General features: G+C 63.3%; 19 protein-coding genes. 9 read left to right on the forward strand and 10 right to left on the reverse strand.

Features of this window, described 5'->3' with window-relative positions; genetic code table 11:
- Positions 1-107: 107 nt before the first annotated feature.
- Positions 108-602: a MerR family transcriptional regulator gene (locus IB262_RS15915; protein ID WP_112975148.1), complete on the reverse strand. Its 495-nt coding sequence runs from the start codon at positions 600-602 to the stop codon at positions 108-110.
- A 231-nt stretch (positions 603-833) separates the two neighbouring features.
- Here IB262_RS15915 and IB262_RS15920 point away from each other — a divergent pair, with 231 nt between their 5' ends.
- Positions 834-1,625 (forward strand): APH(3') family aminoglycoside O-phosphotransferase, encoded by a 792-nt coding sequence (locus IB262_RS15920; RefSeq protein WP_034803077.1) that lies wholly within the window; start codon positions 834-836, stop codon positions 1,623-1,625.
- 67 nt (positions 1,626-1,692) lie between these two features.
- On the opposite strand, the gene IB262_RS15925 is transcribed toward IB262_RS15920, so the two are convergent.
- Both IB262_RS15925 and IB262_RS15930 read right to left on the reverse strand, forming a co-directional pair.
- Positions 1,693-2,175, reverse strand: a complete 483-nt coding sequence (locus IB262_RS15925) for a VOC family protein (protein ID WP_034802409.1) — start codon at positions 2,173-2,175, stop codon at positions 1,693-1,695.
- Between the two features lie 111 nt (positions 2,176-2,286).
- The gene (locus tag IB262_RS15930) at positions 2,287-2,721 is read right to left on the reverse strand and encodes an Lrp/AsnC family transcriptional regulator (RefSeq protein ID WP_043614769.1); all 435 of its coding nucleotides are present in this window, start codon (positions 2,719-2,721) and stop codon (positions 2,287-2,289) included.
- 155 nt (positions 2,722-2,876) lie between these two features.
- On the opposite strand from IB262_RS15930, the gene rocF reads away from it, so the two are divergent.
- From rocF to IB262_RS15950, 4 genes are all read left to right on the forward strand, one after another.
- Complete coding sequence (gene rocF / locus IB262_RS15935) at positions 2,877-3,800, forward strand: arginase (protein WP_112977395.1); 924 nt, start codon at positions 2,877-2,879, stop codon at positions 3,798-3,800.
- 134 nt (positions 3,801-3,934) lie between these two features.
- On the forward strand, positions 3,935-5,140 hold the full coding sequence (gene rocD / locus IB262_RS15940) for an ornithine--oxo-acid transaminase (protein ID WP_034802416.1): 1,206 nt from the start codon (positions 3,935-3,937) through the stop codon (positions 5,138-5,140).
- 285 nt (positions 5,141-5,425) lie between these two features.
- Positions 5,426-5,905 (forward strand): chemotaxis protein CheW, encoded by a 480-nt coding sequence (locus tag IB262_RS15945; RefSeq protein WP_034803080.1) that lies wholly within the window; start codon positions 5,426-5,428, stop codon positions 5,903-5,905.
- Between the two features lie 421 nt (positions 5,906-6,326).
- On the forward strand, positions 6,327-8,111 hold the full coding sequence (locus IB262_RS15950) for a PAS domain-containing methyl-accepting chemotaxis protein (protein ID WP_112977396.1): 1,785 nt from the start codon (positions 6,327-6,329) through the stop codon (positions 8,109-8,111).
- A gap of 144 nt (positions 8,112-8,255) precedes the next feature.
- On the opposite strand, the gene IB262_RS15955 is transcribed toward IB262_RS15950, so the two are convergent.
- From IB262_RS15955 to IB262_RS15985, 7 genes are all read right to left on the reverse strand, one after another.
- The gene (locus IB262_RS15955; RefSeq protein WP_034802422.1) at positions 8,256-8,489 is read right to left on the reverse strand and encodes a formate dehydrogenase subunit delta; all 234 of its coding nucleotides are present in this window, start codon (positions 8,487-8,489) and stop codon (positions 8,256-8,258) included.
- Positions 8,479-9,318, reverse strand: a complete 840-nt coding sequence (fdhD, locus tag IB262_RS15960) for a formate dehydrogenase accessory sulfurtransferase FdhD (protein ID WP_112977397.1) — start codon at positions 9,316-9,318, stop codon at positions 8,479-8,481. The genes IB262_RS15955 and fdhD overlap by 11 nt, the downstream gene beginning before the upstream one ends.
- 21 nt (positions 9,319-9,339) lie before the next feature.
- Positions 9,340-12,219: a formate dehydrogenase subunit alpha gene (gene fdhF, locus IB262_RS15965; RefSeq protein ID WP_112977408.1), complete on the reverse strand. Its 2,880-nt coding sequence runs from the start codon at positions 12,217-12,219 to the stop codon at positions 9,340-9,342.
- 10 nt (positions 12,220-12,229) lie between these two features.
- The gene (locus tag IB262_RS15970; protein WP_192493692.1) at positions 12,230-13,786 is read right to left on the reverse strand and encodes an NADH-quinone oxidoreductase subunit NuoF; all 1,557 of its coding nucleotides are present in this window, start codon (positions 13,784-13,786) and stop codon (positions 12,230-12,232) included.
- Complete coding sequence (locus tag IB262_RS15975) at positions 13,783-14,262, reverse strand: formate dehydrogenase subunit gamma (protein ID WP_112977398.1); 480 nt, start codon at positions 14,260-14,262, stop codon at positions 13,783-13,785. Before IB262_RS15975 ends, IB262_RS15970 begins: the two co-directional genes overlap by 4 nt.
- A 176-nt stretch (positions 14,263-14,438) precedes the next feature.
- Positions 14,439-15,335, reverse strand: a complete 897-nt coding sequence (locus IB262_RS15980; protein ID WP_060521374.1) for a LysR family transcriptional regulator — start codon at positions 15,333-15,335, stop codon at positions 14,439-14,441.
- A 203-nt stretch (positions 15,336-15,538) separates the two neighbouring features.
- Complete coding sequence (locus IB262_RS15985) at positions 15,539-16,306, reverse strand: SDR family oxidoreductase (RefSeq protein WP_112977399.1); 768 nt, start codon at positions 16,304-16,306, stop codon at positions 15,539-15,541.
- 172 nt (positions 16,307-16,478) lie between these two features.
- Here IB262_RS15985 and IB262_RS15990 point away from each other — a divergent pair, with 172 nt between their 5' ends.
- The 4 genes from IB262_RS15990 (at position 16,479) to IB262_RS16005 (ending at position 21,185) form a co-directional block, all read left to right on the forward strand.
- Positions 16,479-17,243, forward strand: a complete 765-nt coding sequence (locus IB262_RS15990) for a DeoR/GlpR family DNA-binding transcription regulator (protein WP_192493693.1) — start codon at positions 16,479-16,481, stop codon at positions 17,241-17,243.
- Between the two features lie 131 nt (positions 17,244-17,374).
- Entirely contained in the window at positions 17,375-18,892 is a 1,518-nt protein-coding gene (gene glpD / locus IB262_RS15995; RefSeq protein ID WP_060586417.1) for a glycerol-3-phosphate dehydrogenase, read from the forward strand.
- Positions 18,893-19,022: 130 nt separating this feature from the next.
- Positions 19,023-20,093 carry an ABC transporter ATP-binding protein gene (locus tag IB262_RS16000; RefSeq protein ID WP_112977400.1) on the forward strand — a complete coding sequence of 357 codons (1,071 nt, stop codon included), beginning with the start codon at positions 19,023-19,025 and terminating at the stop codon, positions 20,091-20,093.
- A 21-nt stretch (positions 20,094-20,114) separates the two neighbouring features.
- Entirely contained in the window at positions 20,115-21,185 is a 1,071-nt protein-coding gene (locus tag IB262_RS16005; protein WP_034802449.1) for an ABC transporter ATP-binding protein, read from the forward strand.
- Position 21,186: the final 1 nt, after the last annotated feature.

Consider the following 21,186-nt stretch of genomic DNA (forward strand, 5'->3'; position numbering starts at 1 on the left):
GCTCGACAGCAAACTCACTATGGTCTTTTGGAGGCACCGGCGGCGTCTGAAGCCGTGATCGGTCGCATGTCATCGGCGCGGAGCGCGCTGCCCTTCTTGCGCCTGTTTCAGGCCCAGCCATTCTCGGGGACGAAGGAGACCTCGCGGCGTGGGCGCGTCAGCTCGTAGCGGTTCCATGCGACGGCGTCAGGCGACAGGCCGGTCATCTCGGTTTTTCGGGCGAGCATGGCGAGTTCGTCGATCGACAGGGCATCGCCGCGCTCGATCTTCTGGAGCGCCGCATCGATCAAGGACAGGCTGTGTTCGACACGGTCGCGCAGGTCCAAGAACGCCGATTGCTGGACGGCTAGCGTTTGTCCGAGGGCCGGCGCAGTACCGGCGAGCATTTCGGTAATCCGGGTGAGGCTAAGGCCAAGCCGCCTCAAAGCCATGATTTCGGTCAGCCGCGCGATTTCGACCGCACCATAGAGCCGCCACTTCTTCTCCGTCCGCCGCGGCGTGATCAGGCCGCGGTCCTCATAGACCTTGAGAGCGCGGATGGTAAGGCCAAGACGGTCGGCGCATTCGGCCGCCGACAGCAGTTCATTGTGGTTCACGCCCATGAGCACCTCTTCGAAACACTTCTAAAAAGGTGACTTTGCGGTCGAGCCGAGCGCGCTTTGCGAAGCTTTGATGGAGATTTGGCGAAGACGCACCGTGAAAGGCGATTTACCGGCACGCGCCGTCAAAACTTGCGGGACCGCTCCGTGGAAATGCCACTTTGCCAAACCTACATCGGCATCCAGGCGCGGCCGCGCGCCCCGTTGTTTCATTCCTTTTTTCAGGTGATTGCCTTGCCCTCTTCTTTTCCGCGTCCCGAACTGCCCGAACCATTCCGCCCTCTTGTCGCTGGCTATCAGTGGAACCGTGATCTGCTCGGGCAATCCGACTCGAGCATCTTTCTTCTGAAGGCGCCCGATCGACCCATGCTGGTGCTGAAGCTCGAGGAAGCCGGCCCGTTCAGCGAGTTCGTCGACGAGGCGGCGCGGCTTGATTGGCTGGCATCAAAGGACTTGCCCTGCCCGCGGGTGATCGCTCGTGCCTTCGGCGCGGAGACGAACTGGCTGCTGCTGCAAGCAGTGCAAGGGACGGACCTCGCCTCCACGACGCTCTCGCCCAAGGACCAGATCGTCATCCTCGCGGACGCGCTGAAGCAACTGCATGCGCTGGATATCGCCAACTGCCCCTTCGATCACCGGATCGAAGAGCGCATCGCCATCGCGAAGGCGCGCACCCAGGCAGGCGTGATCGATGAAAGCGACTTTGACGAGACGCGGCTCGGCCGAACGGCGGCGGATCTCTTTGCCGAACTGCAGGCGCGCGTGCCCCAACCCGGTGAACTCGTCGTCACCCATGGCGACGCCTGCCTGCCGAACATCATCGAGAAGAACGGCCGGTTTTCCGGCTTCATCGATTGCAGCCGGCTGGGCGTCGCCGACCCCTACCAGGACATCGCTCTTGCCTGCCGCAGCATCGTCCACAATCTCGGCGAGGAATGGGTTCAGCCGTTTCTGACCCGCTATGGCCTCGACAAGGACGATTCGGAGAAACGTGACTTCTACTGCCTGCTCGACGAGTTCTTCTGATCGTCAGGCAGCAGGCATGAAATCCACCCAGAGCACATGCCCGGGCAGCGAAAGGGCCCGCAACGCCTCAGGCGGCGTTGCGGGCCTCGATGCTCAGATCGACGACGTCGGCATCTTCCATAGCGTTGAACAACGCCCAGATGTGGCCGAAGGGGTCGATGAAGGCGCCGACGCGATCGCCCGTCGACAAGGTTTCGGCCGCATTGCGAAGGCTTGCGCCTGCGCCGATCGCTCGGCCGATGACGCGATCGACGTCGCGCACATGCAGCTCCAGGATCACCGCCGTGGTGCCGAGCGCATGCGGCGAGCGCGGCCCGCCAAGCTTGGGTTCCGCATCGCGGCGCGGATTGGCCCCGGCAATACGGAACACCGATTCCCCGATCCTCAGATCCGCACTCGTCAGAATGCCGCTCGGCCATTCATGCCTTTGCAGCAGTTCGGCGCCGAGTGCTTCGCGATAGAAGGCGATGGCGCGATCCTCGTCGCCATGCCTGACGAACAGCTTCACACAGATCTGCCGATCGGCAAGCCTGCCGCCATTGGCAACCATGACATCCTCCATCTTGGGTGAGGCGGCCATCATAGCGAAACACGAGAACAAATCAAGAACAATTCGACTCTGAGAGGCAATTTCCTCACCGCTTCGGGCGGCTAGAAATGCTCAGAACGCGCCGGTCATCTTGCTGGTTTTCAACAGGATATTCGTCTCCGTAACGGTGATGCCGTCGATCAGGCGGATGCGCCGCAGCGTTTCGTCGAAAGAGACGAGATCGCGGTCCTGAAGCTCGGCGATGAAGTCCCAGCGGCCATTGGTGCTGTGCAGCGCCCGCACCTGCGGCAGTCCGCGCAATTGCTCGGCGACACGATCGGCCATCTTGCCGTGCACCTCGATCATGACCACGGCGCGCACCCCGGAGGCCGGGATTTCGGCACCGGTGCGGATGGTGAAGGCGGCGATCGTACCATTGGCGACCAGCCTGTCGATACGGGCCGCCACCGTCGCCCGCGACACGCCCGTCATTTCCGATAGCGTCGAAACGGGAATGCGCGCATTCTGGCGCAGAGCGCTTATCAGCGCCTGGTCGAGATCATCCATAGTCTGCCACTTTGTAAAATCGGACTTAGCAATCTGTCGAAACTAGCTCACTAATCGGCAGTTTTCCATCTTTTTGCTGACGCCCATTTTGGCCATAATCCACACATCCCGGACGGGATCACATGGGAATTATCTTGAGAAGGAATCGGGCGGACATGACGACCATCACGCTGATCGGCGCACCCATCGAGGAAGGTTCTGGACGACGCGGCGCGGCCATGGGCCCGACGGCTCTGCGCATCGCCGGCATCGATACGGTGCTGCGCGATCTCGGCCATACGGTTCACGACGAAGGCGACGTCAAGCCGCTGCCGGCGCGCGATCTCGCCAACCATCCCGGCGCCAACAACCTGCAGATCGTCGCAGCCTTCGCCCGCGCCCTGGATGATTCCGTGCACGACACCGTGCGCAAGGGCCATTTCCCGATCATTCTGGGTGGCGACCATGCGCTTTCGATGGGCAGCGTCTCCGGCATGGCGCGCTATGCCGCAGACGTCGGCCGGCCGCTGTTCGTGCTCTGGCTCGACGCCCATGCCGACTTCAACTCGCCGTCGACCTCGCCCTCCGGCAACATGCACGGCATGCCGGTCGCCTTCTTCTGCGGCCAGGCCGAATTCGCCCCGATCCTGCCGTCGGACCGTCCGCTCGTCGATCCGAAGAAGGTCTTCCAGGTCGGTATCCGCTCGGTCGACGACCGCGAGCGCGAAGAGATCACAGAACATGGCGTGCGCGTCTTCGACATGCGCGCCGTCGACGAACTCGGCATGGCTCACATCATGCGCCAGATCCTCGAAGAGGTCCGCGCCGCCAATGGCCTGCTGCATGTCAGCCTCGATGTCGATTTCATGGATCCGGAACTGGCGCCGGGCGTCGGCACCACCGTTCCGGGCGGCGCCACCTTCCGCGAGGCGCACCTGATCATGGAAGTGCTCTGGGAAAGCGGGCTCGTTTCCTCGCTCGACGTCGTCGAGCTCAACCCCTTCCTCGACGATCGCGGCAAGAGCGCGCGCATCCTGGTCGAACTGACGGCGAGCCTCTTCGGCCGCCGTGTTCTCGACCGGCCGACCCGCAGCGCCTAGATCACGGAGATCTTGGGTCGACTGGATCCAAGATCATAAGCGTGAACGGCTCTCATAAGTCTAAGCGGGATGCGGGCGGAAAACCGCGCACACTTTTCCTCTTCCTCAGACAAAGAAACACCGGAGGACGATATATGAACACGACGGCTGCCCTGATCGAAACCGAATACCGGCTCGGCGCCCATAACTACAAGCCGCTCGACGTGGTGCTTTCGCGCGGCGAAGGTGTCTATGTCTGGGATATGGAAGGCAACCGCTACCTCGACTGTCTCTCGGCCTATTCTGCCGTGAACCAGGGCCATTGCCACCCGAAGATCCTGAAGGCGATGATGGAGCAGGCGCAGAAGCTGACGCTGACCTCCCGCGCCTTCCGCAACGATCAGCTGGCGCATTTCTACGAAGAGATCGCTGCGCTGACCGGCTCGCACAAGGTGCTGCCGATGAACTCCGGCGCCGAAGCCGTCGAGACCGCCGTCAAGGCCGTGCGCAAGTGGGGCTACGAGGTCAAGGGCGTGGCCGAGAACAAGGCCGAGATCATCGTCTGCTCCAACAACTTCCACGGCCGCACCATGGGTATCGTCGGTTTCTCGACCGATCCGGACGCCCGCACCGGCTTTGGCCCGTTTGCGCCGGGCTTCAAGGTCGTACCCTTCGGTGACATCGACGCCTTCCGTGCGGCGATCAACGAAAACACCGTCGCCTTCCTGGTCGAGCCGATCCAGGGCGAAGCCGGCGTCATCGTCCCGCCGGTCGGCTACTTCACGACGGTGCGCGAGCTCTGCACCAAGCACGGCATCACGCTGATCCTCGACGAGATCCAGACCGGGCTTGGCCGCACCGGCAAGCTGCTTGCCGAAGAGCATGAGGCGATCGAAGCCGACGTGACGCTGATCGGCAAGGCTCTGTCCGGCGGCTTTTATCCGGTCTCGGCGGTGCTTTCGAATTCCGAAGTGCTCGGCGTCTTGAAGCCCGGCCAGCACGGCTCGACCTTCGGCGGCAACCCGCTTGCCTGCGCCATTGCCCGCGCGGCGCTGAAGGCGCTGACCGAGGAAGGCATGATCGAGAACTCGGCAAAGATGGGCGAGCGCTTCCAGAAGGGCCTCACCGACATCCGTTCCAACATCATCAAGGAAGTGCGCGGTCGCGGCCTGATGCTGGCGGTGGAACTGGTGCCGGAAGCCGGCGGCGCGCGCAAGTATTGCGAAGCGCTGAAGCAGCTCGGCATCCTTGCCAAGGACACCCACGGCGACACGATCCGCATCGCGCCGCCGCTCGTCATCACCGCCGAGCAGGTGGATTGGGCGGTCGAACAGTTTGCCAGGGTTCTCGCCTCCGCTTGATCGCAAATCGCTTCCGCCCCGGGGTCACGCCCGGGGCGAGATCTTCGTAAGCACTTGCAAAAGCAAGTCTTAACGAATCCCGGCCTATAGTCCTTTCCCAAAGCGCAAAGCGGTTCCTCCGCGCATGATGCAGCTGCGCCCTGCCGGATGTGATCGGCGGACTGGAAGGATCTCTCCTTTACGGATCATTGACCGCGCCTGATGCGCCGTCAGCCATGCGGAGAGATCTGGAGTATGGCGGTGTCGCGCCCAGAGGCGTCGACCGGAAAGCTGGAAGGACCTTCGATGACAAGCACACTCAGGACGGCCGGGTTCGACGGCGAGACGCTGGAAATCATTGCGTTCCGCCTCCACGATCAGGAATTCTGCGTCAAGACGACGACGATCCGTGAAATCCGCGGCTGGGCGCCCTCGACGCCTATCCCGCATTCGCCGCCGGAAGTAATCGGCGTCATGAACCTGCGCGGCACGGTGATCCCGATCATCGACCTCGCCCACAAGCTCGGCATGAAATCGACCACCGCCAACGAGCGCAGCGCCATCGTCGTCGCCGAAGTGCACAACATGGTCATCGGCCTCGTCGTCGACCGCGTGTCGGATATCCTCACGGTCCAGGGCAGCCAGGTGCAGCCGGTGCCGGAAGTGACGGCCTCCTTCGACAAGAGCTTCGCCGAAGGCATCATCGCAAACGAAACCGGCATGATCTGCTTCCTGAACCTTGCCCGCATGTTCAAGGAACGCGAGGTCGAGGAACTGGCCGCCTAAAGCAACAGCTCAGCGATATTCAAGGCCGTCCGACGTCTCGTCGGGCGGCTTTTTTGTTGGTTATTTGCTCAGCCAGAGGGCAATACTTTAGAAAAACAGGAGAAACTAATTCAACTAAAATTGGGATCTACGAGTTCTTACAACTGAAATTTGATAGTTGCTATTTTAACACCTGCTTAATAGTCCTATCACTAACCTAGATTGCATAAACACGGCGCCTGGGCATGAAGCCCGCCAGTTCGAACTCCCCTCACGAAGCACTAAATCGCTGACCCGGTGGGCCGGCGCGGGACGACCAGACATGTTTCGGCAGGCCGGCATTTGTCTTAGTCCGGGAGTTTGCACCGCTTCGGCTCCGCAAACCCTGTCAAAGAAGGCGCGAAGCCCCCGGCTTGAGCCAACAAACGAGAAGAGGGTTACAATGTTCGCTCTCGGAAAAATTGCAGACGCGAACCAGATCATCGCCGCGCTATCGAAGTCGCAGGCTATCATCCAGTTCGACCTGACCGGCAAGATCCTGACCGCCAATGAGAATTTCTGCCAGGCACTCGGTTACAACCTCAGCGAAATCGTCGGGCAGCACCACCGCATGTTCTGCCCCGCCGACTACGCCCAGACGCAGGAGTACCGCGACTTCTGGGCCCGGCTCGGCCGCGGCGAATTCGACGCCAATGCCTACAAGCGTGTCGCCAAGGGCGGCCGCGAAATCTGGATCCAGGCGACCTACAACCCGGTGCTTCGGGGCGGCAAGCCCTACAAGGTGGTCAAGTTCGCAAGCGACATCACTGCCGCCAAGGCAAGGGCCACGGAAGATGCCGGCAAGCTCGACGCGATCTCCCGCTCCCAGGCGGTGATCGAGTTCACGCCATCGGGCGAGATCCTGACCGCCAACGAAAACTTCTGCGCCGCGCTCGGCTACAGCCTCCAGGAAATCCAGGGCAAGCACCACAGCATGTTCTGCGAGCCCAACTATGCCCGCACCGCCGAATATGCCGACTTCTGGAAGCGGCTCGCCGCCGGCGAGTTCTTCTCCAACGAGTTCGTGCGCTACGGCAAGGGCGGCAAGGAGATCTGGATCCAGGCGGCCTATAACCCGATCCGCGACTTCAGCGGCAAGGTCTACAAGGTCGTCAAGTTCGCGACCGATGTCAGCGAGCGCATGAGCGCCATCAACAGCCTCGGCGCGGGCCTGCGGGCGCTCGCCGAAGGCGATCTGACGCGCAACCTCGACACGCCCTTCGTACCAAGCATGGAAGCGGTGCGGATCGACTTCAACGATGCCACCGCAAAGCTGCGCGGGGCGATGCGAACCGTCGGCGACAATGCCAGCGCGATCGCCTCCGGCGCCCGCGAGATCCGGGCTGCCGCCGACGACCTGTCGAAGCGCACCGAGCAACAGGCCGCTTCCGTGGAAGAGACCGCCGCAGCGCTCGACGAGATCACCACGACCGTCTCGGACTCCAGCCGCCGCGCCGAGGAGGCCGGAGGCCTGGTCGCCAAGACCAAGGCCGGTGCCGAACGCTCCGGCAATGTGGTCAAGAGCGCGATCGGCGCCATGGACCAGATCGAACAGTCGTCACGCGAAATCTCCAACATCATCGGCGTGATCGACGACATCGCCTTCCAGACGAACCTCTTGGCGCTGAACGCCGGCGTCGAGGCGGCGCGCGCCGGTGAAGCCGGCAAGGGCTTCGCCGTCGTCGCCCAGGAAGTGCGTGAACTGGCCCAACGCTCCGCCAGTGCCGCCAAGGACATCAAGTCGCTGATCGGCACCTCGACCGAACACGTCAAGAACGGCGTGTCGCTGGTCGGCCAGACCGGGGCGGCGCTTGAGGAAATCCTCGTCCAGGTCCAGGAGATCAACGCCAACGTCTCGGCGATCGTGGAAGCGGCACGGGAACAGTCGACCGGCCTCAAGGAGATCAACCAGGCGGTCAACTCGATGGACCAGGCGACCCAGCAGAACGCCGCGATGGTCGAGGAAAGCACGGCCGCAAGCCACGCCATGGCCCGCGAGGCCGAAGCCCTGCACGAACTGCTCCGCCAGTTCCGCTACGGCGAGCAGGCCCAGGTCGTCGACGCGAACCGCCACCTCGAAGATCGCGCGCAGCCATCACGCCTGCATGCCACCGCCCGCGCCATGCGCGGCGGTCAACGAACAAGCCTGGCCGCGACACCGGCCGCGGATGGTTGGCAGAATTTCTGAGCGCACATCCCTGCACCCCGCGCTCGGGAATGGGGAAGGCGGCGACCGGTAGCCGCCTTCCCTTAAATCTTTTCAGGAGAGTGCCCGCTTAGGAAAACGCTCTCGATGAGCGCGCAGAAAGCGCTGGCGGGTAAGGAATGCAAGCTAGGCCGCTTCCGGACGTTTGATCTTTGCGGCCGCCTCCAGCACCAGCGGCGTCAGCCCCTCGCCGCCATTGTCGATATGCTCGAACAATTTGCGCCGCATGCGCGGCTCCCAGTACTTGTTGATATGGGTGGCAACGCCCTGCGCCGCCTCGCTCTCGGGCTGGCTCTTGAAGAACGTGGCGATCTGGTTCGCCATATAGATCAGCTTGGCGTTGGTATTGTCATGCGACATCGACGGCAGCTCCGGACTTGATGCGTTCGGCATGGGTGAAAATCTCGAATTCGTCGCCGCGCACGAGCGCAATCAGCGTCATGCCCGCAGCTTCCGCCGTGCGGATGGCAAGCGCCGTCGGCGCCGAAATGGCAATGATCACAGGGCTGCCGACGACTGCCGTCTTCTGCACCATCTCGACGGACACCCGGCTGGTGACGACCACCGCGCCCTCGCTGCCCTTGAAGCCGGCGCGTGCGGCGGCACCGACCAGCTTGTCGAGCGCATTGTGGCGGCCGACATCCTCACGCACCGCGATCAGCCCGCGGCCCGGCACGTAGAAGGCGGCACCGTGCACGGCCCGCGTTTCGAAATGCAGCGGCTGCTGGCCATTGAGCAGCGCTACGGCCGAAACCACGTCCTCCTGCGACAACGTCAGTCTCGAACGGGCAACGTCCGGCGTCGGCCGTACCGCCTGCTCGATCGATTCGATGCCGCAAAGACCGCAACCGACCGGCCCCGCCATGTGCCGTCGGCGTTGACGCAGCATGTCGTTCTCTTCGTCCTGAAGCACGATCTGCAAGTCGATGCCGAGATTGCCGGCGACCGTCTCGGAGACGAACTCGACCGTTTCGATCTGGCCGGGATCGGTAATGATGCCTTCGGTCAGGCTGAAGCCGACGGCGAAATCCTCGAGATCGCCGGGCGTCGCCATCATCACCGCATGGGTCGAACCACCATAGCTGAAGGCGACCGGCGTCTCCTCCGGCACGGCGCGCGCACCGTCCCGAAGCGCGCCGTTGCGGCGGGCGGCCTCGGGAACGGTCTTGGATGTCCTAAACGTCGCCATGATCGGTCGCAGCGAAAGGCATTACTCCGCCGCCTCCAGCTTGCCGGAAATCCGGCGCGACTGGCGGGCCTGCTCGTCATAGTCGACCTGCCAGTCCGACGGGCCGTTCGACGGCATCACCTGCACCGCCGTCACCTTGTATTCCGGGCAGTTGGTGGCCCAGTCGGAGAAGTCGGTGGTGATGACGTTTGCCTGCGTCGTCGGGTGGTGGAAGGTGGTGTAGACGACGCCGGGCGCGACGCGATCGGTGATCAGCGAACGCAGGGTCGTCTCGCCGGCGCGGCTTGCGAGCCGGATCCAGTCGCCATCACGGATGCCGCGCTGCTCGGCGTCGTGCGGGTGGATCTCCAGCCGGTCTTCCGCATGCCAGACGACGTTGTCGGTGCGTCGCGTCTGGGCGCCGACATTGTACTGGCTAAGGATGCGGCCGGTCGTCAAAAGCAGCGGGAAGCGCGGGCCGGTGCGTTCATCCGTCGCCACATATTCGGTGCGGATGAACTTGCCTTTGCCACGCACGAAACCGTCGATATGCATGATCGGCGAACCCTCGGGATGCGCCTCGTTGCAGGGCCACTGCACCGAGCCCATCTTTTCGAGATAATCGTAGGAAACCAGCGCGAAGCTCGGCGTCGTCGCGGCGATCTCGTCCATGATCTCGGACGGATGGCGGTAGTTCCAGTTGAGGCCCATGGCCTGGGCGAGCTTCTGCGTGACCTCCCAGTCGGCATAACCGTTCTTCGGCGTCATCACCTTGCGCACGCGGTTAATGCGGCGCTCGGCATTGGTGAAGGTGCCGTCTTTTTCGAGGAAGGTCGAACCGGGCAGGAAGACGTGCGCGTAGTTGGCCGTTTCGTTCAGGAACAGGTCGTGCACGACGACGCATTCCATCGCGGCGAGGCCGGCTGCCACATGCTTGGTGTCCGGGTCGGACTGCAGGATGTCCTCGCCCTGGATGTAGAGCGCCTTGAAGGTGCCGTCGACCGCGGCATCGAGCATGTTGGGGATGCGCAGGCCCGGCTCGTTGGAGATCTCGACGCCCCAGAGCTTCTCGAAGGTCTCGCGGGTGGCATCGTCGGAGATGTGACGGTAGCCCGGCAGCTCGTGCGGGAACGAACCCATGTCGCAGGAACCCTGCACGTTGTTCTGGCCGCGCAACGGGTTCACGCCGACGCCCGGCCGGCCGATATTGCCGGTGACCATGGCGAGGTTGGCGATCGCCATGACCGTCGTCGATCCCTGGCTGTGCTCGGTGACGCCGAGACCGTAATAGATCGCGCCGTTGCCGCCGGTGGCATAGAGCCTGGCCGCGCCCCGCACGAGATCGGCCGGCACGCCGGTATAGGCTTCGGTCGCCTCCGGGCTATGGTAGGGCTCGGCGACGAAGGCGGCCCAATCCTCGTACTCCGACCAGTCGCAGCGCTCGCGGATGAACTGTTCGTTGGCGAGGCCTTCGGTGACGATCACATGGGCGATCGAGGTCAAGATCGCGACGTTGGTGCCGGGCTGCAGCGGCAGGTGATAGGCGGCCTCCACGTGCGGCGAGCGCACGATGTCGGTGCGGCGCGGATCGATGACGATCAGCTTGGCGCCTTCGCGCAGCCGCTTCTTCAGTCGCGAGCCGAAGACCGGATGGCCGTCGGTCGGGTTGGCGCCGATAATGACGGCGACGTCGGTGAACTCGACACTGTCGAAGTTCTGCGTACCGGCCGAGGTCCCGAAGGCCTGGCCGAGGCCGTAGCCGGTCGGCGAATGGCAGACGCGGGCGCAGGTATCGACATTGTTGTTGCCGAAGCCGGCGCGCACCAGCTTCTGCACCAGATAGGTCTCTTCATTGGTGCAGCGCGACGAGGTGATGCCGCCGACGGAATCGCGGCCGTACTGATACTGGATCCGCCGGAACTCGGAGGCCACATGCGCGTAAGCCTCCTCCCAGGTGACCTCGCGCCAGGGATCGGAGATCTTCTCGCGGATCATCGGGTTGAGGATGCGGTCCTTGTGGTTGGAATAGCCGTAAGCGAAGCGGCCCTTGACGCAGGAATGGCCGCGGTTGGCCTGGCCATCCTTCCACGGCACCATACGCACCAGTTCCTCGCCGCGCATTTCCGCCTTGAACGAGCAGCCGACGCCGCAATAGGCGCAGGTCGTCACTTCGGAATGTTCGGGCTGGCCGATCTCGATCACCGACTTTTCGATGAGCGTCGCCGTCGGGCAGGCCTGGACGCAGGCGCCGCAGGAGACGCATTCCGACGACATGAAGTCTTCCGCCATCCCGGCCGAAACGCGGCTGTCGAAACCGCGGCCGCCGATCGTCAGCGCGAAGGTGCCCTGCACTTCCTCGCAGGCGCGCACACAGCGCGAGCAGACGATGCATTTGGCCGGATCGTAGGTGAAATAGGGATTGGACTCGTCCTTCGGCATCCACTTGGCGTTGATCTCGCCATTGTTGCGCGCCGTGACGTGGTTCTCGCCCTCATAGCCGTAGCGCACGTCGCGCAGGCCGACTGCGCCGGCCATGTCCTGCAGCTCGCAATCGCCATTGGCAGCACAGGTCAGACAGTCGAGAGGGTGGTCGGAAATGTAGAGCTCCATCACCCCGCGGCGCACGTCCTTCAGCCGCGGCGTCTGGGTGGCGACCTCGATACCGGCTGCAACCGGCGTCGTGCAGGAGGCCGGCATGCCGGCGCGTCCCTTGATCTCGACGAGACAGAGCCGGCAGGAGCCGAAGGCATCCATCATGTCGGAAGCGCAGAGCTTCGGCACTTCTATGCCGGCATCCATCGCCGCGCGCATGATCGAAGTGCCCTCGGGCACGGTGACCTCGCGTCCGTCGATCGTCAGCGTCACCAGTTTTTCGGACTTGGAGGCCGGAGTGCCGTAGTCGATTTCTTGAATGAGAGACATGGTCTTTTCCTCACTCCGCCGCTTGAACGCGCGGTGCCGGCTGAAAATCATCCGGGAAATGGGTCATGGCGCTCATGACCGGATAGGGCGTGAAGCCGCCTAGCGCGCAGAGCGAACCGAACTTCATCGTGTTGCAAAGATCGGCGAGCAGTTCGCGGTTCTTCTCCGGCTCGATGCCAGCGGCGATCCTGTCGGTCACCTCGACACCGCGCGTCGAACCGATGCGGCAGGGCGTGCACTTGCCGCAGCTTTCTACCGCGCAGAATTCCATCGCAAAGCGCGCCTGGTGCAGCATGTCGACGGTGTCGTCGAAGACGACGATGCCGGCATGGCCGATCAGACCGTCACGCGCGGCGAAGGCTTCGTAGTCGAACGGCGTGTCGAACAGCGCCCGCGGGAAGTAGGCGCCGAGCGGACCGCCGACCTGCACGGCCTTGACCGGCCGGCCACTCGCCGTGCCGCCGCCGATGTGATCGATGATCTCGCCGAGCGCCAGGCCGAAGGCGGTTTCGTAGAGACCGGCATGCTTGACGTTGCCGGCGATCTGGATCGGGATCGTGCCGCGCGACCGGCCCATGCCGAAGTCGCGGTAATAGGCGGCGCCCTTGTCCATGATGATGGGGACGGAGGCGAGCGAGATCACGTTGTTGAGCACGGTCGGACAGTCGAAGAGGCCTTTGTGCGCGGGAAGCGGCGGCTTGGCCCGCACGATGCCGCGTTTGCCTTCGAGGCTATTGAGCAGCGCCGTTTCCTCGCCGCAGACATAGGCACCTGCGCCCTCGCGCACTTCCATATCGAAGGCACGACCGGAGCCGAGCACCGAGGTGCCGAGCACGCCGGCCTTGCGGGCGATCTCGATCGCCTCAGCCATCGCCGCGATCGCATGCGGGTATTCGGAGCGGGTGTAAATGAAGCCCTTGGTCGCGCCGGTCGCGATGCCGGCGATCGCCATGCCCTCGATCAGCACGAAGGGATCGCCTTCCATGATCATCCGGTCGGCAAAGGTGCCGCTATCGCCCTCGTCGGCGTTGCAGACGATGTACTTCCGATCGCCCGCCGCGTCGAGAACGGTCTTCCACTTGATGCCGGTCGGAAAGCCTGCGCCGCCACGGCCTCGAAGGCCGCTTTCGGTCACCTGCGCGACAATGTCCTGCGGCGCCATGGCAATGGCATTGCGCAGACCGGCGAGCCCGCCATGGGCCTGGTAATCGTCGAGCGAAAGCGGATCGATGATACCGCAGCGGGCAAAGGTCAGCCGCGTCTGCTGCTTCAGGAAGGGGATCTCCTCGGTCTTCCCGAGACAGAGTGCATGATCGCCGCCGTCGAGCAGGGCGGCATCGAGCAGCGAGGAAACGTCATGTGCCTTGACCGGGCCATAGGCAACACGGCCGTCAGCCGTTTCCACCTCGATCAGCGGCTCCAGCCAATGCATGCCGCGCGAACCGTTGCGCACAATCGTGGCGTCGAGGCCGCGTGCGCCGATCGCCTCGGCCATTGCCTTGGCTACCTTGTCGGCGCCGAGCGCCACGGCCGCGGCGTCCCGCGGAATGTAGATCTTTGCGGTCATCGACGCGCCTCCTGAACGAGCGCTTCGAGATCGGCGGCATCGACCCGGGCATGCACCTCTCCGTCCAGCATGGCGGAGGGTGCGCAGGAACAGAGCCCGAGACAGTAGACCGGCTCCAGCGTCACCGCGCCATCCGGGGTCGTCTGGTGAAAATCGATACCGAGCAGCCGCTTCGCGCGCTCGGCCAGCTGGTCGCCGCCCATCGACTGACAGGCTTCGGCGCGACAGAGCTTCAGCACGTGGCGCCCGGCGGGGTGCTCGCGGAAATCATGATAGAAGCTCATCACCCCATAGACTTCGGCGCGCGAGAGGTTGAGTTCGCGGGCAATCACCGGAAGACATTCCTGCGGCACATAGCCGAACTCTTCCTGCAGTTCGTGCAGGATCGGCAGCATGGGGCCTTCCAGCCTCTTCAGCTCCTCGACGATGGCGAGCGTGGTTTCCGCGATATCGGCGCGCGGCTGATGGATGTTCAACGGGAGCCCTCCCGGCTCATGGGCGAGGCGGCAGCACCCGAAACGGACGACCGGCCCAGCCGACATTTCACTTCTGGCGAAGGCCGTTCCTCGGCGGTCTCCGGCCATGATCAAAAAGCTTCGCGCTTATGGCCGCATGGGTCAATAAGGCTGTTCCGTCGATCGATAGAAAAAATCTATTGAGCCTGATTTCGCTCGCCGAGAATGCGTGCTTCGTGCAGCAAGGCCGACACCAGCGGCGTAAACGGCTCACGATGCGTCGCAACCAGGCCGACCGTGTGACGGGCGTCCGGATCGACGATCGGGATCATCCGGATATCTTCGTGAAAACCGAATGATTTCGCGACGTTGAATGGCATGATGCTGGCCCAGCGGCCGGTGCGCACATGCGAAAAAAGCACGATCATCGAGTTCGATTCGAGCGTCGGCTTGGCGACGGCACCGGCCTCCGAAAAATGCTGGTTGATGATGCGGCGGTTCTGCATATCTGCCGTCAATAGACAAAGCCGAACGTCGCTAACCTCTTTCCACGTCACGCTTTCCCGCTCCGAAAGCGGCGTTCCGGCGGCGGTGACGAGGTGATAGCGCTCGACCTGGAGCGGAACACTGGTCACCCGGCCGAGCGGCTCGTTCTCCAGATAGGTGAGCCCCGCATCGATCTCGAGATTTTCGAGCAGCGCCAGGATCTGCACCGATGTCGTCGAGAGCACGGAAAAGGTGACATCAGGGTGCTTTTCCTGGAACGGCGCGGTGATCATCGGCACCATGGCAAGTGTCGTCGGCACCGCGGCTAGGCGGATATGGCCGGAAAGACCCTTGCGCGCCGCCCGCATCTCCTCGCGCATGGTGCGGGTATCGCCGACGATGCGCCGCGCCCATTCGAGTACGCGCTGGCCCTCGGGCGTCAGGCCCTGAAAGCGCGACCCGCGGCTGACGAGCATGACGCCGAGCTGATCCTCAAGCTGGCGGATGGCCGCCGACAGCGTCGGTTGCGTCACCCCACACTCCTCCGCCGCGCGACCAAAATGCCTTTCGCGGGCGAGAACGAGGAACATTTCCAGCTTGTCGATCATGTCCGGCCTTCAGTTGTTGTGGCTCTGCCCCTCACCCTAACCCTCTCCCGCTTGCGGGACGTGGCGCTTCGCGAGGTCGCCCCTTCATGATGCAGGCCCCGAATGGAGTGGGGATGCGAGCGGGCGCCGCAGCCTTCCTTCTCCCCGCAAGCGAGGAGAAGGTGCCGGTAGGCGGATGAGGGGCAGCCGACTTCATCTACCGCTCAAACGATCAGCTGCCCGCCATTCACCTCCAGCACCTGCCCGGTGATGTAGCCCGACAGCGCATGCGAGGCGAGGAAGAGATAGGCGGGCGCGCAGTCTTCCGCCGTCCCGAGCCGACCAAGCGGAATGGTCTTGCGGGTCGCCTCCAGCTTCTCCGGCGATGAGTAGCGCTCGTGGAATTCGGTGGTGATCGTCCCCGGTGAAACGCAGTTGACACGGATGCCATCGGGCGCGAGTTCCCGCGCCAAGGCCTTGGAATAGGTGGAAACGAACGCCTTCGTCGCCGAATAGATCGACGATCCGGCGCTGCCGCCGGTAACCGCAGAGATCGAGACGGTGTTGACGATCGCCGGATGCGTACCCTTGCGCAACAGCGGCAGCATCGCCCGCGTCATCTCGACGACCGCGGTCTGGTTGAGCTGGACGACGGTCTGGTACTGCTCGTCGGACAGCTCCGCCGCCGGGAAGCGGCCGACCATCGTGCCGGCATTGTTGATGAGGATATCGATGCTCTCGAAGCGGCTGCGCACCACGTCGACCAGCCCCTCGACACCATCCGGCGCGAGAAAATCCGCCGTCGCCACATAGGCCCGGCCTTCCGTCGCCGCAGATTCGAGAAAATCGGGCAGGTCGCCGATCGACCGGCCGGCATGGACGAGTACATGCGCGCCACAATCCAGGAACTGCCGGGCAACCTCGAGCCCGATGCCGCGCCCGGCACCGGTGATCACGACGGTCATGCCCTTGAACAAGGCCGGATGAAACATGTCTTTCCCCTCTTCACTCCTAAGGCAGGGTCGCCTATCGCCGTAGCGAATGCAACGCGCGCCGACACCCTGGACCCGCTGCGAAAGCAATTTCGCCGCAAACGCCGATTCTGAAATTGCGCGGCTTTCGTTTTTGCATATTATGAAACAAAACGAAAATGGGGAGGATGGAATGTATTTGTCCGGTCGGCAGGAGGAGATCCTGGAACTGGCAAAAAGCGAGGGCCGGGTATTGGTCGAGGAGCTGGCGCAGCGCTTTTCCGTCACGCCGCAGACCATCCGAAAGGACCTGAACGACCTCTGCGACGCCAAGATCCTGAACCGCATTCATGGCGGCGCGATCTTCCCGAGCGGCAAGGAAAACGTCAAATACGACGCCCGCCGCCAGATCGCGGCACCGGAGAAACAGGCGATCGGCAAGGCCGCCGCCGAACTCATCCCCGACAACGCGTCGCTGTTCATCAATATCGGCACCACCACCGAAGCTGTTGGCGAGGCCCTGCTCGACCACAAGGAACTGATGGTCATCACCAACAACATCAATGTCGCCAATCGCTTACGCGTTTTCCCTTCGATCGAGGTGGTGATCACCGGCGGCGTCGTGCGCGGCTCGGACGGCGGCATCGTCGGCGAGGCCGCCGTCGATTTCATCAAGCAGTTCAAGGTCGACTTCGCCGTCATCGGCGCCTCGGCGATCGACCATGACGGCGCGCTGCTGGATTTCGATTTTCGCGAAGTGAAAGTCGCCCAGGCGATCATCGCCAATGCGCGCCATGTCATTCTGGTTTCCGACTCGACCAAATTCGAAAGAACCGCGCCTGTTCGCATCGGCCATATATCGCAGGTCCAGACCTTCATCACCGACCGCTGCACGCTCGAAAACGTCAGGAAAATCTGTGTTGAACAGGACGTTCGCCTGATCGAAACCGACGCCTGAAACGGGAGATTTAGCCACCCCTAAAGATTCGGGGAGCATTCGTTTGACATTCGATATGTTTTCGTTTTAACTGATTTCACTTTCGCTGATGCATCAATTTGTGCATCGCGAAATGTGGAGGGGAAACAGCAGTGTCAGAGCAGGCAATCTACGACGTCTTCGTCATCGGCGGCGGCATCAACGGATGCGGCATCGCGCGCGACGCGGTCGGCCGTGGGTACTCGGTCGCCTTGGCCGAAATGAACGATTTCGCTTCCGGCACGTCCTCCGGCTCCACCAAGCTCATTCACGGCGGCCTGCGCTACCTCGAACATTACGAATTCCGCCTCGTGCGCGAAGCGCTGATGGAGCGCGAGGTGCTGTGGGCGATGGCGCCGCACGTCATCTGGCCGATGCGCTTCGTGCTGCCCTATCACAAGGGCGGCCTGCGCCCGGCCTGGCTCATCCGCCTCGGCCTCTTCCTTTACGACCATATCGGCGGCCGCAAGCTGCTGCCGGCAACGGCGACGCTGGACATGAACCGCGATCCCGCCGGCAAACCGCTGAAGCGCCTGTTTAACAAGGCCTTCGAATATTCCGACGGCTGGGTCAACGACGCCCGCCTCGTGGTCTTGAATGCCCGCGACGCTGCCGACCGCGGCGCCGTCATCATGGCCCGTACCCGCGTCGTCGCCGCACGACGCGACGGTGGGCTCTGGACCATCGAAACCGAGAACCAGGCAACCGGCGAACGCAAGACGCTCAAGGCCCGCATGCTCATCAATGCCGCCGGCCCCTGGGTCGACGCGGTTCTCTCGGGCGCGCTCGGCAAGAACGACGTGCACAATGTCCGCCTCGTTCAGGGCAGCCACATCGTCGTGAAGAAGAAGTTCGACGATCCGCGCGCCTATTTCTTCCAGAACCCGGATGGCCGCATCATGTTCGCCATCCCTTACGAAGAAGACTTCACGCTGATCGGTACCACCGACCGCGACTACACCGGTAATCCGGGCGAGGTGCGCATCAGCGACGCGGAGGTCGACTATCTCTGCCGGGCAGCAAGCGAGTATTTCCTCGAGCCGGTGGAAAAGGACGACATCGTCTGGACCTATTCGGCCGTTCGCCCGCTTTACGACGACGGCGCCAGCAAGGCGCAGGAAGCGACGCGCGACTACGTGCTGCGGGTCGAGGGTGACAAGGGTGCGGCACCGCTGCTCAACGTCTTCGGCGGCAAGCTCACGACCTATCGCCGCCTCGGCGAATCCGCACTGGAAAAGATCGGCGAGGCGATCGGCGTCAAGGGTTCGAAATGGACCGCCGGCTCCAGGCTTCCGGGCGGCGATTTTCCCGCCCAGGGTTATGCCGACGAAGTCGCAAGACTGCGGAAGCAATATCCCTTCCTTGCGCCCCAGCATGCGCGTCGCCTCGTGCGCCTCTATGGCACGCGCGCCGCAGCACTTCTGGGTTCGGCGTCGAACGAGGCCGGTCTCGGCCACCATTTCGGCGCCGATCTCTACGAGGCCGAGGTCAAGTGGCTGATGACGCAGGAATGGGCGCGGCACGCCGAGGACGTGCTGTGGCGGCGCACGAAACTGGGATTGAAGCTGACGCCGGGCGAGGCGGCAGCGCTGGAGGAATACATGCGAGGCGCGGCCAACGCAGCCGCCTGACAACGCTCGCATTCAATGCATTTCCAACACGGGCGCGCGCGCCCGGAAATGCAGAAAACCGATGAGATAGAGCGTTTCCGCGCTGGGGTGGAAAACGCTCGGACTGCCGACAGGCTGGGTGGAGAATTCAATGCTTGAAATGAAGAAGATATCCAAGGTCGTAGGCGGGGAGACGCATATCTACCCGACCGACCTGGTGCTGGAGAGGGGGTCGCTGAACGTTCTGCTCGGCCCGACCCTTTCCGGCAAGACGTCGCTGATGCGGCTGATGGCCGGTCTCGACAAGCCCGCCTCCGGTTCGCTCCTTTTCGACGGCGCCGACGTCACCGGCCTGCCGGTGCAGAAGCGTTCGGTCGCCATGGTCTACCAGCAGTTCATCAACTATCCGGCGATGACCGTTTACGAAAACATCGCCTCACCGATGCGCATCAGCGGCGCCGACACCGCCACCATCGACCGCGAGGTGCGCAAGGCGGCCGATCTGCTGAAGCTGACGCCTTATCTCGACCGCACGCCCTTGAACCTCTCGGGTGGCCAGCAGCAGCGCACGGCACTTGCCCGCGCCATCGTCAAGAACGCCGATCTGGTGCTGCTCGACGAACCGCTCGCCAACCTCGACTACAAGCTGCGCGAGGAACTGCGCGAGGAACTGCCGAAGATTTTCGCCGCCTCCGGCGCCATCTTCGTCTATGCGACGACCGAACCTTCGGAAGCGCTACTGCTCGGCGGCAACACCGCAGCCCTCAGCCAGGGCCGCATCACCCAGTTCGACAAGACAATCGACGTCTATCGCCGCCCGGTCGACCTGATCACCGCCCGCACCTTCGCCGATCCGCCGCTGAACTGCATCGAGCTGGTCAAATCAGGCTCGGCCTTCACGCTCGACGGCAAGTCTGTGCTCACCGTCCCGGCACATCTGGCTGGCATCGGCGACGGTCCCTGCACCGTCGCCTTCCAGCCGCATCACCTGTCGTTTGACCTCCCGCAGGGCGGCGGCGATGCGCTGACGGTGAAGACGGCGATCTCCGAAATTGCCGGCTCCGAAAGCTTCATTCACGTCGGTTTTGCCAATGCGCGCTGGGTGATGCTGGCGCCGGGCATTCACGACATCGAACCCGACGCGACCCTCGAGGTCTTCGTCGATACCCGCCATCTCATGGCCTTCGGGCCGGACGGACGCGCCATCGGCGGCACGGCCTAAAGGAGGCGCTGGGAGGAAAACATGGCACGCATCAATCTCAACCATATCCGCCACGCCTATGGCGCCAAGCCGAAGTCGGAAAACGACTACGCGCTGAAGGAAGTGCACCACGAGTGGAACGACGGCGGCGCCTATGCGCTGCTCGGGCCCTCCGGCTGCGGCAAGACCACGCTGCTCAACATTATCTCTGGCCTGATCAACCCGTCCGAAGGCGAGATCCTCTTCGACGGCAAGGACGTGACGCATCTGTCGACCCAGGAACGCAACATCGCCCAGGTGTTCCAGTTCCCGGTCATCTATGACACGATGACGGTTTACGATAATCTGGCCTTCCCCTTGCGCAACCGGCATGTGCCGGAGGCCGAGGTCGACCGCCGCGTCAAGGAAACGATCGAGATGATCGGCCTTGGCGGCTGGGCGAAGAAGACGGCTCGGGGCCTCACCGCCGACCAGAAGCAGAAGATCTCGCTCGGCCGCGGCCTCGTGCGCAACGACGTCAGCGCGATCCTCTTCGACGAACCGCTGACGGTCATCGATCCGGAAATGAAGTGGGTGCTGCGCTCACAGATCAAGCGCCTGCACAAGCAGTTCGGCTTCACCATGGTCTACGTCACCCACGACCAGACCGAGGCGCTGACCTTCGCCGACAAGGTCGTCGTCATGTATGACGGCCAGATCGTGCAGATCGGCACGCCGGCGGAACTCTTCGAGCGCCCGCGCCACACCTTTGTCGGCTACTTCATCGGCTCGCCGGGCATGAACGTGCTGCCGGTCAAGCTCGACGGCGGCACCGCGACGATCGGCGGCGAGCAGTTGGGCCTCACCTTCCAGCCCAAGGTCAAGGCCGGCGCCAAGACCGAGCTCGGCATCCGCCCGGAATTCGTCTCGCTCGGTCGCGAAGGCATGCCGGTCGCGATCACCAAGGTCGAGGATATCGGCCGCCACAAGATCGTGCGCGCCCGTTTTGCCGACCAGCCGATCTCGATCATCGTCGACGAGGACGGCGAGATCCCCGCCGAGCCGCGCGTCACCTTCGACCCGAAAGCCATCAATATCTACGCCGATTCCTGGCGCGTCGGCGAGGAGGCCTGAC

Source organism: Ensifer sp. ENS02 (assembly GCF_014851885.1).
GTDB lineage: Bacteria > Pseudomonadota > Alphaproteobacteria > Rhizobiales > Rhizobiaceae > Ensifer > Ensifer adhaerens.

What these genes read in the sequence shown, in the direction of transcription:
- IB262_RS15990 (WP_192493693.1), top strand. Translation starts at nt 16,479, where the DNA reads ATGTATTTGTCCGGTCGGCAGGAGGAGATCCTGGAACTGGCAAAAAGC.
- rocD (WP_034802416.1), top strand. Translation starts at nt 3,935, where the DNA reads ATGAACACGACGGCTGCCCTGATCGAAACCGAATACCGGCTCGGCGCC.
- IB262_RS16005 (WP_034802449.1), top strand. Translation starts at nt 20,115, where the DNA reads ATGGCACGCATCAATCTCAACCATATCCGCCACGCCTATGGCGCCAAG.
- IB262_RS15970 (WP_192493692.1), bottom strand. Translation starts at nt 13,786, where the DNA reads ATGACCGCAAAGATCTACATTCCGCGGGACGCCGCGGCCGTGGCGCTC.
- rocF (WP_112977395.1), top strand. Translation starts at nt 2,877, where the DNA reads ATGACGACCATCACGCTGATCGGCGCACCCATCGAGGAAGGTTCTGGA.
- IB262_RS15915 (WP_112975148.1), bottom strand. Translation starts at nt 602, where the DNA reads ATGGGCGTGAACCACAATGAACTGCTGTCGGCGGCCGAATGCGCCGAC.
- IB262_RS15985 (WP_112977399.1), bottom strand. Translation starts at nt 16,306, where the DNA reads ATGTTTCATCCGGCCTTGTTCAAGGGCATGACCGTCGTGATCACCGGT.
- IB262_RS15955 (WP_034802422.1), bottom strand. Translation starts at nt 8,489, where the DNA reads ATGTCGCATGACAATACCAACGCCAAGCTGATCTATATGGCGAACCAG.
- IB262_RS15950 (WP_112977396.1), top strand. Translation starts at nt 6,327, where the DNA reads ATGTTCGCTCTCGGAAAAATTGCAGACGCGAACCAGATCATCGCCGCG.
- IB262_RS15930 (WP_043614769.1), bottom strand. Translation starts at nt 2,721, where the DNA reads ATGGATGATCTCGACCAGGCGCTGATAAGCGCTCTGCGCCAGAATGCG.
- fdhD (WP_112977397.1), bottom strand. Translation starts at nt 9,318, where the DNA reads ATGGCGACGTTTAGGACATCCAAGACCGTTCCCGAGGCCGCCCGCCGC.
- IB262_RS16000 (WP_112977400.1), top strand. Translation starts at nt 19,023, where the DNA reads ATGCTTGAAATGAAGAAGATATCCAAGGTCGTAGGCGGGGAGACGCAT.
- IB262_RS15980 (WP_060521374.1), bottom strand. Translation starts at nt 15,335, where the DNA reads ATGATCGACAAGCTGGAAATGTTCCTCGTTCTCGCCCGCGAAAGGCAT.
- fdhF (WP_112977408.1), bottom strand. Translation starts at nt 12,219, where the DNA reads ATGTCTCTCATTCAAGAAATCGACTACGGCACTCCGGCCTCCAAGTCC.
- IB262_RS15925 (WP_034802409.1), bottom strand. Translation starts at nt 2,175, where the DNA reads ATGGTTGCCAATGGCGGCAGGCTTGCCGATCGGCAGATCTGTGTGAAG.
- IB262_RS15945 (WP_034803080.1), top strand. Translation starts at nt 5,426, where the DNA reads ATGACAAGCACACTCAGGACGGCCGGGTTCGACGGCGAGACGCTGGAA.